The sequence below is a fragment of the Paraburkholderia sp. SARCC-3016 genome, assembly GCF_031119615.1.
Classification (GTDB): domain Bacteria; phylum Pseudomonadota; class Gammaproteobacteria; order Burkholderiales; family Burkholderiaceae; genus Paraburkholderia.
Genome location: NZ_JAVHZD010000039.1, coordinates 35784 through 52076, shown reverse-complemented (window position 1 = coordinate 52076; position 16293 = coordinate 35784). Strand labels below are relative to the sequence as shown.

Below are 16293 nucleotides of genomic sequence, written 5' to 3'. Positions count from 1 at the left end.
CGCGGGCAGAAACTGCTTCGCCGCATCTGTTCAATTCGCGTTTGCGGCGGCCCTGTTTGCTTTGGCGACTGCAGCGGGCGTCGGCCGGAATGCAACGCCAAGCCGGTTGAACGCGTTCATCAAGGCGATCGCGTAGGTCAGGTCGGCGAGTTCCTTGTCGTTGAACTCAGCTGCGGCGGCGTTGTAGTCGGCATCGGGAACGCCGGTTTCGTCCACCCGGGTGACCGTTTCCGCCCACGCGAGCGCGGCGCGTTCGCGGGCCGTGAACACCTTATCCGCTTCGTGCCAGACCGGCACCAGCACGAGCTTGTCGACTTCGACTCCGGCCTTCAGCAGGTCGCGCGAATGCATATCGATGCAAAACGCGCAGCCATTGATTTGCGAAACGCGCAGGTAGACAAGATTGATCAGTGTTTCGGGCAGTCCGCTTTTCTGCAGCGTGGCATGCACGTTTGCAAGCGCCCCGTACCCCGCGGGCGAAGCAGTTGCGTAATCGATCCGGTTGCTCATGATAGTCTTCGAACACAATAGGAAAGGACCTCATGGTGCGAGGACATGGCCTGGCCGTTAAGAGCCATGTTCGATCTTTGGCACCAGGCCATGATGACCTCGGACAAGCGCAATTGAAGTACGGGCAACTCGCGGCTACAGCAGCTTCAGGATGCGCGTCGCCAGTTGTTCCGCGGCACATTCCGAATCGATATTCGTGAAGCCCACGAGCAACGCGGACACCGCGTCGCCCTTGACCGTCCAGTCCGTCAAGGCATGCGCAGACATGCCCTGTTCCTCCATGCGCGCCGCCAGACGGCGGTCCGATCGCCGGCCGTTCAGGCGCAGGACCAGATGCATTCCGCCCGGCTGGGCTTCGATCTGCATATGTTTGCCTAGCACGCCTGCAAGGCCTGCCGCAGCCGCTTCGCGTCGCTGCGCATAGAGTTTGCGCATGCGTTGAATATGACGCGCAAAATGCCCTTCCTTGATGAACGCGGTGACGATCGCCTGGGTCAGGTTCGGCCCCCCGCCCGAGAACGCATCAACGATCTGACCGAAGCGTTCGACGAGCGCGGGCGGTACGACCAGATACGCGAGACGCAGGGCAGGAAAAAGCACCTTGCTGAAGGTACCCGCGTACAACACCCGCCCGTCGCGGTCGAGGCTTTTTAGCGCCGGCAACGGACGGCTCACATAGCGGTACTCGCCGTCGTAATCGTCTTCGACGATCCATGCGTCGTTGCGCGTTGCCCAGTCGAGCAGTGCAAGACGCCTCGGCAACGATAAGGACACGCACAGCGGGCTTTGATGCGCGGGCGTGACGACTGCCGCGCGCGCCCGCGGCGCCGATCTGAGCGCATCGGCAACGACGATGCCTGCGTCGTCCACGCGCACGGGGACCGTGGCGATATTCATTTTGCCGAGTAGCTCGCGCGTGGGCGGATAGCCGGGGTTCTCGAGCCACACCTTGTCACCCGGCTTCAATAGCGCATAGGTGACGAGTTCGAGCGTATGCCGGTATCCCGACGTGATGAAAACCTGCGACGGCGCGCAGTTGATGCCGCGAGAAACCTGCAGGTACGCGGCAATCTCGGTGCGCAGTTCATGCAGGCCGGAGGCCGATGGATGGTTCATATCGGATGGCTGCATCGCGCGGACGGTGCGCGCCGCCACGCGCGCCCAGATTTTGCGCGGAAACACATCGAGCGCCGGCAAGCCCATCTGGAACGGCAAAACCGCATCGAAGCGGGTGCCAGGAGCAGCCGCGTTGCCGCGAGGCTCGGGTAGCGCGCCCGAAGCCGGCATGCGCGGCTTCAGGTCCGGCGTGACGATCGTGCCGGCCTGCCCGCGCGCGACGATATAGCCCTCAGCGGCCAGCAACGAATAAGCGGCCTCGATCGTGCCGCGTGCGAGACCAAGCTCCCTCGTCAGCGCCCGTGCAGATGGAATGCGGTCGCCGGGCTTCAGCACGCCGCTTGCGATCGCGTTGCGGAAACGATCGTAGATCTGCCGGTAAAACGGGGAGGCCGCCGCTGGATCCAACGGCGAAATGGGGCTGGCCTTTGCGACGGTCATCGACGAACTCATCCGGGTAACGCATAGCAGACAATTCCGTCATATTGACCGACAGTCGAGGCTCACGCAAATGCGGAGAAGCTCGACGAGCGATCAGAGTGCCTCGGTAAAACCCATCGATTCGAGGGGTACGCCTGGGGTCTGCACCGCAAGCGTTGATTGCTCGAATGAGAAGGCCATAGCGCCCAAGGCCGACGGCCGTTCGCAAGCGGCACCGCCTCCCGGATTCTGATGCGCCGCAAAGCACCATTGAAGGCCAACGAAACGCTGGCGTGCGCGAGGCGGTGTCCATCGAACATCTGGTTGCCTTGCGTACTGACGGCACCTACATTGTTTAGAGGTCGCCGCCCGAGTCCTCTCTTTGCCGTATGCGTGACAACTGGAACGTCCACCAGCCCCCATACGATGTATCGCCGTTGTTTGAATCGCAGACGAAAGGCGCCCGCCGACATCGCGCGGTCGCATCGTCACGGTCGAGTTCATTCAGACGTTACGGAGGAACGCATGTGCCCTGTCATCGCCGACGTAGTGGAGCAATCCCGTCTGAACGAAACGCGCGAAGCGCAAGTGCCGTGGAAAAAGTGGGGGCCTTATCTGAGCGAGCGTCAGTGGGGCACGGTCCGGGAAGACTATAGCGACAACGGCGACGCGTGGAATTACTTCACACATGACCACTCGCGGTCGCGCGCCTACCGTTGGGGCGAAGACGGACTCGGCGGACTATGCGACGACCAGCAGCGCCTGTGCTTCGCACTCGCGTTATGGAACGGGCGGGACCCCATTCTGAAAGAACGCCTCTTCGGCCTGACGAACAGCGAGGGCAATCACGGCGAGGATGTGAAGGAGTATTACTTCTACGTCGACAGCACCCCCACGCACTCGTACATGAAATACCTGTACAAGTACCCGCAACGCGAATACCCGTATCGGGACCTCGTCGAGACCAACCAGCGCCGCTCGCGCGACGAGATGGAGTACGAACTGCTCGACACCGGCATCTTCGACGACGACCGCTATTTCGACGTGTTCGTCGAGTACGCGAAGGAAACGCCGGAAGACGTGCTCGTCCGGATCACCGCCCATAACCGCGGCCCGCAAGCCGCGCCATTGCACATTCTGCCGACACTGTGGTTCCGCAATACGTGGTCGTGGGGCGAGGGCCACGGCAAACCGTCGCTGCGTGAAGCGGGACCAGGCGTGATTCACGCCGCGCACGATACGCTCGGTGAATACTGGCTCCATTGCGAAGGCGCATCGGAACTGCTTTTCACCGAAAACGAGAGCAATGCGCAACGGCTCTGGAACCAGCCGAACCGATCGCCTTACGTGAAGGATGCATTCCATGCGTACGTCGTCTCGGCACAGCACGACACCGTGAACCCCGACAGAGCCGGCACCAAGGCCGCGGCCCTTTACGTGTGCGACGTTTCCGCCGGCGGCAGCGCCACCATCCGCTTGCGCCTGACGGCATCGAGGCTAGTCGATGCGTTCGGCAGCTTCGACGCTACGTTCGAAATGCGCCTTGCCGAGGCAAACGAATTCTACGAACACATCACGCCCGTCGCACTGACCGACGACGAGCGGCGCGTCCATCGCCAGGCGCTTGCGGGCATGTTGTGGGGCAAGCAGTACTACTACTTCGATCTCGAGCTATGGCTGCGCGAACATGGCAGCCACCCACTGCTCGACAGCATGCGCGGCAATGTGCGCAATGCGGAGTGGTTTCATATGCTGAACGCCGACGTCATCTCGATGCCGGACAAGTGGGAATACCCGTGGTATGCGGCGTGGGACCTCGCATTCCATACGGTGGCGCTCGCGCTCGTCGATTTCGACTTTGCGAAGGACCAGTTGCTGATGATGTTGCGCAGCCTGTATGTGCATCCGAACGGCCAGCTTCCCGCATACGAATGGAACTTTGGCGACGTGAATCCGCCCGTCCACGCCGCCGCGACGCTATGGCTATACAAGTACGAAAAGGAACTGGGACGCGCCGACCCGCACTTCCTCGAGCGCTCGTTTCAAGGCCTGATGCTCAATTTCAACTGGTGGGTCAATCGCAAGGATCCGATGGGCCGCAATGTGTTTGCCGGCGGCTTTCTGGGTCTCGACAACATCGGCGTGTTCGATCGCAGCGCACCGCTGCCGAATGGCGGATCGCTCGAGCAGGCCGACGGCACCGCATGGATGGCGTTCTACTGCCAGTGCATGCTCGAGATGGCCATCAATCTGACCGACTACGATCCGATGTACGAAGAAATTGCGTTCAAGTTTATCCAGCATTTCATGTGGATCAGCTATGCGATGGATCGACGCGGCGCACATCAGGACGAGATGTGGGACGAGCATGATGGCTTTTTTTACGATCTGCTGCGCTTGCCCGATGGACGCACGACGCGCCTCAAAATCCGGTCGCTGGTCGGCTTGCTGCCGCTGTGCGCATCGACGGTGTTCGAAGCGCCGTCCGCGGCGCGCCATCCGAAGCTGATGGAATTGATCGCGCAGTTTCGCACACGTTACCCCGAGCTGATCGAACAGGTCGCACCGACCGACGCCAGTTTCATCGGTTACAACGGGCGTCGGCTTCTATCGGTGCTCAACAGGCGCAAACTCGAGCGCGTGCTCGGCTATATGCTAGACGAGGACGAATTCCTCGGGCCGCACGGCATTCGCTCGCTGTCCCGGCATCATTTGAAGCACCCCTATTCGATCGATGTCGGCGGACACATCTACACGGTCGACTATCTGCCCGCCGAATCGAATACGGGCATGTTCGGCGGCAATTCGAACTGGCGCGGACCCGTGTGGATGCCGATCAACCTGCTGATCGTGCGCGCGCTGATGAATCTGTATAGCTTCTACGGCAACGACTTCAAGATCGATTGCCCGACGGGCTCCGGACGGCAAATGACGCTGTTCGAAGTCGCTCAGGAAATCGTTCGCCGCCTGACGTCCACGTTCCTGCGAAACGCCGATGGGCGCCGCGCCGTTTACGGCGGCACCGAGAAATTCCAGACCGACCCGCACTGGCGCGATCTCGTTCTGTTCTACGAATATTTTCATGGTGACAATGGCGCGGGACTCGGCGCCAGTCATCAGACTGGTTGGACGGGCCTCGTCGCGCCCATGATCGATCTGTTTGGCCGAATCGACGCGCAGTTTGCGCTCGATAACGAGCGCTTTCGGGTGGTGGGGCAGATCGGCAAACCGCAACCGGGCCCGGAGCCGGCGCGCGCGGCATAACGCACGCTTGCGCACGCCGTGTCAGATTCGACACCGCCAGCCCCGAATTGATTTGTGCGGCGGCGAACGTGACGAACGGTCGTTCTTCTCCGACCTCTCATCTTTCAAATCCCTCGTAGCACCTCCACTTCGCGGCGCTGCGATCCAGCCTTCCCTCAACACGCTGCAAACCCCCGCTAGCGTTGGCTGCCGGAGCATTCCGGAGGCTCGCTTCGCCTCGCAAGCCATCGTTTCGCCTGCATATATTTACAGTTGCAAATAACAACTATTCGCAACTAGAATGCGGTTTCAGTTTTTTACTGAAACATTCCGTAACAGTCCGCGAGCCTCGCGGTCCGCATTCGCTGAGCGAAGGGAACCCAGGAAATCATGGCTTTAGCAGCACTACGCTGTGCACCGATCGGCAAACTGACTCCTTACGCGGCAGCCGCCGCCATCATGATTTTCTCGATGCCGGACAGCGCCTTCGCGGTCGACGCCGCCGCGCAGGAAGAAGCCGCCGGCGCCAAAGACGACAAATCGACCGTCCTCGATCCGATCTCGGTATCGGGCGACTGGCTCGGTTCCGGCTTGCAGAACAGCTTAAAAACCTTCGCGGGCGCGCGTGACATCGTTGACAAGAAAGAGATCGAGCAGAGCGGCGCAACGAGCATCGGCGACGTGATGCGGCGCATTCCCGGCGTGCAGGTGACCGACAATTCCGGCACGGCGGGCAGCTCCATTTCGCTAAACATCGGCGTGCGCGGCCTGACCGGACGCTACACACCGCGCTCGACGGTGCTGCTCGACGGCATTCCGCTTGCATTTGCACCTTACGGCCAGCCGCAGCTGTCGTTCGCGCCGGTGAGCCTCGGCAATATCGAATCGATCGATGTCGTGCGCAGCGGCGGCTCGGTGCGCTATGGTCCGCAAAACGTCGGTGGCGTGATCAACTTCGAGACGCGCGCGATTCCGAGCAAAGCCGGTTTGACCGCCGATGCCTCGGTGCGCGAGAACATCTACACCGAAGGCGGCGGCGCCAACACGCAATACAGTACGTTCCTCGGCACGCAACTCGATAACGGCCTCGGCGTGGCGCTGCTCTACTCGGGCCAGCAAGGCCGCGACTGGCGCGAAGGCAGCAACGACTGGTTCAACGATTTGCAGCTCAAGTACCGCTACGAACTGACGCCGACGTCCGAGATCTACGGCAAATTCTCGTACTACGACGTGAAGTCGCGCACGCCGGGCGGACTGACCGTCGCGCAATTCGACCAGAACCCGTTCCAGAACACACGGCCGACCGACTACTGGCAAGGCGACCGCAAAGCGTTCGATATCGGCTATCTGAACACGATCTCGTCGACTCAGGAATTCGAAGTCCGAACCTTCTACAACGAGAGCTACCGCAACAGCGTGCTGATCAATTCGACGCGCACGCAACTGCAACACCAGCCGCGCAATTACTCGGTGTTCGGTATCGAGCCGCGCTACACCCAGCGTTTCCGGCTCGGACCGACCACCAATGACGTGACGGTCGGCTATCGCTACGTGCGCGAACGCGGCGACGATTCGAGCTTCAACCAGTCGATCGCAACCGGTCTCAACGGACCGACCACGAAGTTCGACAATTCGACCGATGCGAGCGCTGTCTATATCGACGACCGCATCGCTTACGAGCGTTGGCGCATCACACCGGGCATCCGCTTCGAACATATCGAATCGTCGCGTATCGAGGACGCGACCAACCGCTCCTTCGACAACAATAACAACCGGGGGCTGCCTGCGATCAGCGTCGCATATCTGCTGACGCCGGCGCTGACGCTGTTCACGGATTACGACACATCGTTCGGGCCAGTGCAGAATCTGCAGCTCAATTCGCTATCGGCGACGAACCCGCTGCAGCCGGAAGTCGCAAAGACTTATGAAGTGGGCGCGCGCTGGTCGAGCCGGAATCTGCATGCGGAAGTGACCGCGTTCAACCTGCACTTCGACAACCAGATCGAACAGATTGCGGGCACGCAGCCGCCGCTGTTCCAGAACGTCGGCGAGACACGCCACCAGGGAGTCGAAACCGCGATCGACTATCAGTTCGACGAAAACAGCGTGCTGCGCGGACTCGATGCTTACGCGAATTTCACCTACACGAAGGCCATTCAGTTGCAGGGCGTCAATGCGGGCAAGGACGTGCCGTTCTATTCGCGCATCACCGATACGATGGGTTTGCGATACACCCTGAATGCGTGGACCTTCAACGTATCGACGACGCACCAGAGTTCGCAGTATTCCGACGCGGCCAATACGGTAGCCGAAACGCCAGATGCACGCATTGGACGCGTACCGGGTTTCCGCGTCTGGGATCTGCAGGCCGACTGGAAGATTCCGAACTGGAAAGGCAGCGACATCGCCGTGGGCATCAATAACGTAGCCGACAAGCGGTATTACACGCGCAATGTCGACGGCAACGCCGGGCGTATGGTCGGCGCGCCGCGGATGGTTTATGTGCAGGGCCACTTCGTTTACTGATGCGGCACGCGGAACGCGATCGAACGGTAACTCTTTATATGTTTGCGACGTGGATGCGTGATGCGGCGACTGCGTGACCTTTGGCTCAGCGTGCACCGATGGTTCGCCCTGAGCCTCGGCTGGATGATCGGCATGATGGGGCTGACCGGAGCATTGCTTGTCATCGCACCGCCACTCGACGAACAGTTGCATCCGCAACTGTTCAAGGTCGGGCTGCACGATAGTTACGGTGTCGGACGTCGCGCTGCTTTACCGCTCGAAGCGATACGGTCCACGCTCGCCGCCGAGTTCGGCACTAAAGCGGGTTTGTCGTTTTTGCCGCCGCGCAAAGAGAACGATAGCCTGTCGGTGATCGTGCGCGGTGCGTGGAACGGCACCGTTTATCTGAATCCGTATAGCGGCGCAGAACTCGGTCGGCGCGGCGAAAACGAAGGCGTCGTCAACTTTCTGTTCAGGCTGCACAGTTCGCTGTTCATGGACGACACCGGCCGCTCGGTGCTTGCGATCGTCGCACTGTGTTATCTGCTGCTGCTTGTAACAGGTCTGATCTTGTGGTGGCCGCGCGGCGGGCAGTCCGGATGGCACATCGAGTTGCGCAGGGGTCTGGTGCGCAGCCTCTTCGATTTGCATCGCGTGAGCGGCGCGACGCTTGGCGTGCTGATCGCGATCTCGGTCGCGACCGGTGTGTATATGGCCTGGCAGCCGCTGCGGGGTTTTGTCACGACGCTAAACGGTGAAACGCCGATGCGCGCGCCCGCGCTGCCTTTAGCGTCACGCGTCGCTCCTGGCGCGCGGCTTCCGCTCGATGCGAGCGTCGATGCGGCACGCGCGGTGTTTCCGCAAGGCCGCGTTTATCTCGTCCAGGTGCCCGCTCGAGCAGATCGACCCGTGCACGTGCGGCTGCATCTTCCCGACGATCCGCATCCGAACGGGCGCACGTCGATCTGGGTCGATCCCGTTACGGGCAAGGTTCTCGCGGCGCATCGATGGAACAGGCTCGATGTCGGCGCGCGCGCAGTGGCAGTCGTTTATCCACTGCATACCGGTGTGCTCGGCGGACCGCTGCTCGAGGCGGTCGTCATGGCGAATGGCGCCACGCTCGCGGGGATGGCCGTGACGGGATGGTGGCTCTGGTGGCGCAGGCGCAAGACGCGCAGCGCGCGAAACGTAATGCGATAAACGACGGACGCGAGGCGCGTTGACGTTGGGCTCGCGCCCACCACTTAGCCGCAATGCACCTTCAGCCCCGCGCCGGCATCGACGCCAACGCGGACTGCGCCCGCTGCAGCCATTCGCGATTGTGATCTTTCGCGTGACGCGGCCAGTATTTCGCGTCCTGCACGATATCGGCGTACAGGCTGCGCGCGCTTTCCCGGTCCGCCTGATCGCCCTGCCTGGCGAGCCAGTCAGCGAACAGACACCGCGGCGCCGCGTCGCTCGCGCACTTGAGCGCGGCCTCGTAAGCCGCGCGTGTACCGGGTGCGCCAAGCGCATCGAGCGTGCGCGCGTAAAGCAAAGCCGGCTCGCTTTGATTGCGCGTCTGCGGGTTGGCCTTGAACAGGCGCGTCAGCGTTTCGTCCGCGGCCGAAGGCTGACCCACCGCGAACTGCGCCTGCGCGAGGCCGAGCAATAGCCCCGGATCGTCGGCAAACGGGCCGTTCGCGGCCGTCTGATACTGTTCGAGCGCTTCGCCGGCGCGGCCGGCTTCGAGCAATGCCGCACCGAGGCGCATTCTGTGCTGCACCGTGGGCGCACGATCGAAATCGGCGCGCGCCTCGCGCAATGCGCGATCGGGGTCGACCAACTGCGAGATCGCTCGCGATGCCGCGTAGCCGCTACGCGACTGCCGCATACCCGGCAGGCATACGGCGAAGAAATAGACGACGCTGCCAAGCAGCGGAAACGCGAAAAGAATAAAAAGCCAGTAAATATTCTGCCGCGTGTGGACAGCGTGGATCGCAAAGCCGATCGCGATAATGACGTGAAGACCGATTCCGAAATAGGACATAAGGGTTCAACTTTTGAGCCGGTTATCGCATGCAACGGGCTCGTCGTGTTTTGGGACGAACCTCATTTTACTGCGTTGCTCCGATGCCGCCAGCGAATAACTGGCGCTCCGGCCCCGCTCGCTATGCGCGCGGCGACGTGCGATATCGCTACTCGCGTAGAATAGCCGCTCGCGCTGGCAAGATCCGCCGCCGTATTCAATCATTGCCCACCGCCTGGTCCGTATGAACTCAGCCACCGATTCCGCGCAAGACAAGCACGATATGCACGATATGCACGACGCAGCCGACACGGATCACGTCGTCCACGAAGACCGCCTCTGGCGCGATAACGGATGGACGTGCCGTGTCATCAAGAATGAAGAGGACGACGGCTGGGCCGTCGAAATGACGAAAGAAGGCGAAGCAGAGCCCGCGCTCGTCGGCCCGTGGACGATGGGCCGCGACAAGAAGAACCCGAAGCCGCTCGATGTCTCCGCCTTCAACACGCTCGTGAAGACGGCATCGGAAGTGCTGCGCCGTCACGAGCAACAGTTGCACGCACAACTTCACAAGCAGGTGTGGGTCGACACGGCGAGCGAGCGCATCAGCGTGACGCTCGACATCGTACCCGACGAAGACGACCCGCACGCGGTGCTTGCGGCCGAAAACGCGTCGGGCGAATCGCTCGCCAGAATACGCGTCGCACCGACGTTCAGGCTGTCGACGCGCAGCGCCTCGGACTGGATAGAAAGCGGGTACGCGAAGCCGCGATAAACCGCTTTACGCGATGCTTTCCCAACCACCCGTTTGAGCCGAGCGGAACACCGCATCGATCACACGCATATTCGCGCGTGTGTCTTCGAGCGGGATAGCCTGCTGGCCGCCGCTCAAGATCGCTTCTGCAAATACCGTGGCGGCCACGCCATATTGATCGCACACCGGAATCTCGAGCCAACGCTCGTTTGTGGTTCCATCGCTCGCGCACTCGCTGACTAGCAGGCGCGTCGGCCTGTCGTTCGGCGCGTTGAACGGAATTTCGACTTCGATGCGCCCTTGCGTGCCGTGAAACTGCATGCGCTGATAGCCGTGGATTTGCGTCGAATAGAAAAAGCTCGCCTGCACGCCGTCGAAATCCATCATCACCGAGCCAAGGCGATCGGTCTTGAAGTTCGGGTCGCGCTCGAGCATCGCCACCACGCGTTGCGGCTCACGCCGTGTGACGAAGCGAGACGTGGTGATCGGGTAACAGCCGATATCGAGCAGGCCACCGCCGCCGATTGCGGCCTGGTTGCGAATGTCGTTCGGGTTCGTGTTGCTGTAAGTGAAGCCACCCGATATGGCTCGCAGTTCGCCGATCACGCCCTCTTCGATCAATGCGCGTACTTTCAGCCATTGTGGATGCGTGCGAACCATAAACGCTTCCTGGATGTACTTCCCGCTTTTATCGCGAGCGGCGATCAGCCGGCCGGCTTGAGCCGCGTCGAGTCCGATCGGCTTTTCGCACAGCACATGCTTGCCCGCCTCGACGGCCTTGATCGTCCATTCGACGTGCACGTGATTGGGCAACGGAATGTAGACTGCGTCGATTTCCGGGTCGGCGAGGAGCGCCTCATAACTGTCATACGCGACCGCGAGACCATATTTCGCCGCAGCGCTTTTCGCTTTCTGCGGATCGCGCGACGCAATGCCTTTTACGCGGCATTTAGGCGCCTTGTGCATCGGCACGACGACCTTGTCGTTGATATTCGCTGCGCCGAGGACTCCCCAGACAATCTCATCTTTTGCCATGACGTTCCCTTTCGAATTCCGTATGTGACAAATGGATCGGACGAGAGCACCCGGGACCGCGCGCTCCAGTTGAGCCAGTCTACACTGAGTGCCGCCGCGCGGCGGCACCGAACTCGACACGTTATTGGCGAAAACGCTCACCCGCTTCTGCAGGCCTTAAATGCGCGAACGATGCATCGAGGCAATGCATTGCGTCGGATGCCGCTCGAGCGTTAGCCCACGTTAAAGCGCTCGCATGAGAACATCGAAACATCGATGCGGCTCTCGCCTTGCAGGATGCGTTCGGCCAATGCTTCGCCGATCGCACTGGCGAATTTGAATCCATGTCCTGAAAAGCCCGTTGCAACATGCACATTGGGGCAAGCAGGTATCCGGTCGATGATGAAATCGGCATCGGGTGTCACGTCGTATTCGCAGACCTTGCCGGTGCGCAGCTTGCCCGCGGCCGGCAAATGCAATTGCAGAAAGCTCCGCAGGTCGGCCAGATCCGATGCTTCGTCACCGAACGGCGCGAGCGGCGCGTCCTCGGAGACCGGTTGGCCTGCGTCGTGACGGCCGATCTTCAGGCCGCTGCCGTCCAGATCGGGGAAACCATAGAACTGGCCCACAGCCGACTCGGCGATAAAGCCTGCAAACACGTCGGGCGTAAACACCTTCTGCCCGGATTCAAACCATGCGAAGCACTTGCGAACGCGCGTGACGGGAAGGTCGACGCCCAAAGGCGCAAGCAACTGACGGGTCCGCTTACCGGCACATACGACGACATCATGGCCGGTGAACCGCTCGCCTTTGTCGGTCACGACGCTGACGCTGCCTTGACCGTGCACTTCAATGCGCGTGACGCGCGTGTCTGGTAGCAGCGTTGCGCCGAGCGCAGTTGCGAGTTCGCGATAGCTGCTGATTGCACGCTCGCAAAACAGCACGCCGGCATCGGGCTCGAAGCACACCACTTGCGCAGCCGAAAGCTGCCATGCCGGCCAGCGTTTGCTCGCCTCGGTGCCGCTGTGCGTTTCCAGATGCAAGCCGTATTGCGACGCACTTTGCTGAACCTTTTGCAGAAACGGGTCACTGGCCAAGCCGATGTTCGTGACACCGGTGCGCGCGAAGATGGCCGTGCGCGCCTGCTGTTCCAGCTCGTGCCAAAGCTGCTGCGCGTGCAATGCGAGCGGCACGTAAGCCACGCCTTCCCCGTACGCATGACGGATAAGGCGTGTGCTTCCATGATGCGCGCCCGTATCGTGAGGCGGATTGCCGGCGTCGATCATCAGCACCCTGTTTCCGGCTTTGCCGAGGTAGTAGCCCGCAGCGATGCCCATCGATCCTGCGCCGATGATGAGGGTGTCGAACGCGGGATGTGCCGTGTTTGAGTTCTGCATGGATTCCTCTTGCGCGTCGCGCGGTCAAGTCGTTCGATTGTCCGCAATTCGCGCCGGGCTGTCGATGGCGGCCCTGCCCCGTCGCGTCAATTGGCTGCACGGCGATACTTCGCCACGTACCGCGCCTGCGCGATCACCTTTCCGTGCATCTGATAGGCGACGAGCGCCGGGCTCGACTTCTTCCCGACCTCGATATGCGGAACGTCGAGCGCGGACACGGTCACCGTGTATCGATGCGACGTACCTTTCGGTGGACATGGTCCGCCGTATTTCGATTCGCCGAAGTCGGTCAATGTCTCCACGGCGCCCATCGGTAGCAGCGCTGCATTGCCCGACGCGCCCTTTTCAAGCGACGATTGCGACGCCGGTATATTGACGACCTCCCAATGCGTCCAGCCTAAGCCGCCCGTCGGCGCGTCGGGATCGTAGATCGTCACGACAATACTTTTTGCGTTCGCCGGCGGACGACTCCACGAAATAGGCGGCGACACGTTATCGCCGTGGCATCCGAATCCGTTGTACGCGTGCTCGTTTGAGAAGCGTCCGTGATCGAGATCGTCCACCTTCGCCGTAAATGGCTCGGCGTGAGCGACGCCCGGGGTCATCGTCATCGCGAGAACTGAAGAAATCAGGACTGCGCTTTGTAGCGTGTGCGCCAATTGCATGGTTCGCTCCGTCGTAGAAAGAAACGTGTACCTCGATCGGCACAATACGTTTCAACGAAGCACCGCGGAAGGCGGCTTGTCGAATCAGCGCGTTGCCTTGCGAACAACGCAATTCGCGATTGAGAGTTGTTGACGACGAACGGAACCGACACCCGTGAACAGGATTGTCAGTTTTTCGCGCGAGAACGCCTGATCCACTCGTCGAAGCCGATCTTTCCAAGACGTGCTTCGCCTAAAGGCACAAGCGATTGGTCGTCGACGAGCCCACCGAAATAACGTGCGTCGGGGTCGCGCACGACTTCGCGCGGATCGCCCACGGCTTTCAGATACCGCGCGACGATTTCGTCGAACGGCGCACGTTCAGGGCCGCCGATATCGACGATGCCGTCTTCAGGCTGCGCCACCGCCACGTCCGCAACGATCGCGGCAACGTCGTCCGATGCGATCGGCTGGAACAGGCCCGGCGAAACCCTGACCTTGCCTCCTTCCATGGCGCTATCGGCGATACCGCCGAGAAACTCCAGGAACTGGGTCGACCGGACAATCGTGTAGTGGATGCCCGAGCGCTCGATCAATTTCTCCTGCGCCACCTTTGCCCGGAAATAGCCGTTCTCGGGCGTCCGTTCGATGCCGACGATCGAGAGCGCGACGTGGTGCTTTACGCCGGCCTCGCTCCCCGCCGCGAGCAGATTACGGCTCGACGTCTCGAAGAAATCGAGCACGGCCTTGTCTTCGAACGATGGCGAATTGGCAAGATCGACCACGACTTGTGCGCCGGCCAGCGCTTGTTTCAGGCCTTCGCCCGTGATCGTATCGATACCGTTTCTCGGCGACGCCGCGACAACATCATGACCGCCTTCGCGCAGAATCGCGACGACCTTCGAGCCGATCAGCCCGGTGCCCCCTATAACGACGATTTTCATGATTAGCCTCTCTTATCGAAGACTGAGCCTCTGATTGCAGGCCCTGGTCGCAGTGCATCGGATGGCCTTCAGCATAGGCCGAATACCGCTAAATACAAGGCGAGGGAAAACACCCGCGGGCGCAGTGCGACGACGATTGCCTTCGGATTGGGATGTGCGAAGTCGAATCACGTGCAACGCGCGATGAATACGCTTCACATCGTCATCGTAGGCACGCGGCCTCGAGCGCGGTAGACGCGCACACAGGCTCGCGGTGTTGCACCATATGCACCAATCCCGAATCGAAGCGCGTGCGCGGCCCAATGCAAGCAGTCGCGCACTCATGCCATGGAGGCGCAAACACAGCGCGGCTCACGCCTCGCGGAACGAACGAAAGCTATCGCGAACTTCAGCTGTGAATTCCACCGGCTGTTCCCAGGCGGCGAAGTGTCCGCCTTTTGGGAGACGGTTATAGTGAATCAGCCTCGGATACGCATTTTCGGTCCAGTTGCGCGGCGCCGCATAGATTTCATCAGGAAACACGCTGACGGCAACCGGAATGGCAACATGCTTTGGCGCAAAGAAGTTGAGTTTGTTTTCCGAATACAGCCGCGCCGATGAAACGCCCGTGTTCGTCAACCAGTACAGCGTAATGTTGTCGAGAATGTCGTCGCGCGACAGACCCTCTGTCTTGCCTGCGAATACACGCGCAATCAGTGCCTGACTGGCTGCGTCGTGATCGATCATCCACGCCGCAAGGCCGATCGGCGAATCTTCGATTCCATACAAGGTTTGTGGGCGATTCGCCATTTCCTGCGCGTAACCGAGGCCGTGCTTGTAGAAGTACGCGAGCTGGTCGAACGCATGCTGCTCGTCGGGCGCAAGACCGGCCGGCGGCGGGTTGCCGTATTTGAGCGCCTGCGCAATGCCGTCCGGCACCGTGGCGGGCATGTTCGTGTGAATGGCGAGCAAACCCGGCGGCGCGATAAGCGCCATCTGCTCGGTCACCGCATTGCCCCAATCGCCGCCCTGCGCCACATAGCGCGTATAGCCAAGACGTTTCATCAGCGCAACCCACGCGCGTGCAATGCGAGCCGGATCCCAGCCCGTCTGCGCGGGCTTGCCTGAAAAACCGTAGCCGGGCAGCGACGGAATCACCAGATCGAACGCGTCCGATGCATTGCCGCCGTGCGCGGTCGGGTTCGTCAGCGGATCGATGATCTTCATCTGCTCGATGATCGAACCGGGCCAGCCGTGCGTAACGATCATCGGCAGCGCGTTTTCGTGCTTCGAGCGCACATGGATGAAATGGATGTCGAGCCCGTCGATCTCCGTGACGAATTGCGGTAACGCGTTCAATCTTGCCTCGACCTTGCGCCAGTCGTAACCCGTGCTCCAGTAACGCGCGAGGCTTTGCATGGTCGCGAGCTGAACGCCTTGCGATGCATCGGTGACCGTCTCGCGTTCAGGCCATTTCGTCGCCTTGACCCGTCTGCGTAAATCGGTCAGTTGAGCTTCCGGCGCGTGCACGCGCAGACGACGCAGTGCGGTTTTGTCGCCGCCTTCCGCTTGTGCAACTTCGGTGACCGCCCGATTCGTATCGGCCAACGCGAGCGTGCTCAAGGTACCTGCTGCTACCGCTGCTGCCGCCGCACCGAGAAAGCGACGGCGGGACGTGACCGAGAGAAAAGTATCGTTAGACATATCCAGCTCCTTTAGCGTGATCCGCGAACCGGACTCGTTCACGGAAGATGGTGTG

General features: G+C 61.1%; 12 protein-coding genes. 4 read left to right on the top strand and 8 right to left on the bottom strand.

Annotation, left to right across the window (positions count from 1 at the left end):
- Positions 1-30: 30 nt before the first annotated feature.
- Together QYH69_RS30585 and QYH69_RS30580 are read right to left on the bottom strand one after the other, a co-directional pair.
- The gene (locus QYH69_RS30585; protein ID WP_308835413.1) at positions 31-510 is read right to left on the bottom strand and encodes a carboxymuconolactone decarboxylase family protein; all 480 of its coding nucleotides are present in this window, start codon (positions 508-510) and stop codon (positions 31-33) included.
- A gap of 135 nt (positions 511-645) precedes the next feature.
- Positions 646-2067 carry a PLP-dependent aminotransferase family protein gene (locus tag QYH69_RS30580; protein WP_308835412.1) on the bottom strand — a complete coding sequence of 474 codons (1422 nt, stop codon included), beginning with the start codon at positions 2065-2067 and terminating at the stop codon, positions 646-648.
- Between the two features lie 504 nt (positions 2068-2571).
- Between QYH69_RS30580 and QYH69_RS30575 the strand changes: the two genes are divergently transcribed.
- From QYH69_RS30575 to QYH69_RS30565, 3 genes are all read left to right on the top strand, one after another.
- Positions 2572-5310: a glucosidase gene (locus QYH69_RS30575; RefSeq protein ID WP_308835411.1), complete on the top strand. Its 2739-nt coding sequence runs from the start codon at positions 2572-2574 to the stop codon at positions 5308-5310.
- A gap of 369 nt (positions 5311-5679) precedes the next feature.
- Entirely contained in the window at positions 5680-7815 is a 2136-nt protein-coding gene (locus tag QYH69_RS30570) for a TonB-dependent siderophore receptor (protein WP_308835410.1), read from the top strand.
- A 60-nt stretch (positions 7816-7875) separates the two neighbouring features.
- A complete protein-coding gene (locus QYH69_RS30565) occupies positions 7876-8994 on the top strand; it encodes a PepSY-associated TM helix domain-containing protein (protein WP_308835409.1) in 1119 nt (372 codons plus the stop codon).
- A 61-nt stretch (positions 8995-9055) separates the two neighbouring features.
- Here QYH69_RS30565 and QYH69_RS30560 read toward each other — a convergent pair whose 3' ends face one another.
- Positions 9056-9823, bottom strand: coding sequence for a tetratricopeptide repeat protein (locus QYH69_RS30560; protein WP_308835408.1), 768 nt, complete (start codon positions 9821-9823; stop codon positions 9056-9058).
- 223 nt (positions 9824-10046) lie between these two features.
- Between QYH69_RS30560 and QYH69_RS30555 the strand changes: the two genes are divergently transcribed.
- Positions 10047-10577, top strand: a complete 531-nt coding sequence (locus QYH69_RS30555) for a hypothetical protein (RefSeq protein WP_374992527.1) — start codon at positions 10047-10049, stop codon at positions 10575-10577.
- Positions 10578-10583: 6 nt separating this feature from the next.
- Here QYH69_RS30555 and QYH69_RS30550 read toward each other — a convergent pair whose 3' ends face one another.
- The 5 genes from QYH69_RS30550 to QYH69_RS30530 form a co-directional block, all read right to left on the bottom strand.
- Positions 10584-11591: a Gfo/Idh/MocA family oxidoreductase gene (locus QYH69_RS30550; protein WP_308835407.1), complete on the bottom strand. Its 1008-nt coding sequence runs from the start codon at positions 11589-11591 to the stop codon at positions 10584-10586.
- Positions 11592-11803: 212 nt separating this feature from the next.
- Complete coding sequence (gene solA, locus QYH69_RS30545) at positions 11804-12967, bottom strand: N-methyl-L-tryptophan oxidase (RefSeq protein WP_308835406.1); 1164 nt, start codon at positions 12965-12967, stop codon at positions 11804-11806.
- Between the two features lie 86 nt (positions 12968-13053).
- Complete coding sequence (locus QYH69_RS30540) at positions 13054-13632, bottom strand: YbhB/YbcL family Raf kinase inhibitor-like protein (protein WP_308835405.1); 579 nt, start codon at positions 13630-13632, stop codon at positions 13054-13056.
- A gap of 167 nt (positions 13633-13799) precedes the next feature.
- Positions 13800-14555, bottom strand: coding sequence for an SDR family oxidoreductase (locus QYH69_RS30535; RefSeq protein WP_308835404.1), 756 nt, complete (start codon positions 14553-14555; stop codon positions 13800-13802).
- A gap of 351 nt (positions 14556-14906) precedes the next feature.
- Positions 14907-16238, bottom strand: a complete 1332-nt coding sequence (locus QYH69_RS30530) for an epoxide hydrolase (RefSeq protein WP_308835403.1) — start codon at positions 16236-16238, stop codon at positions 14907-14909.
- Between the last annotated feature and the right edge of the window lie 55 nt (positions 16239-16293).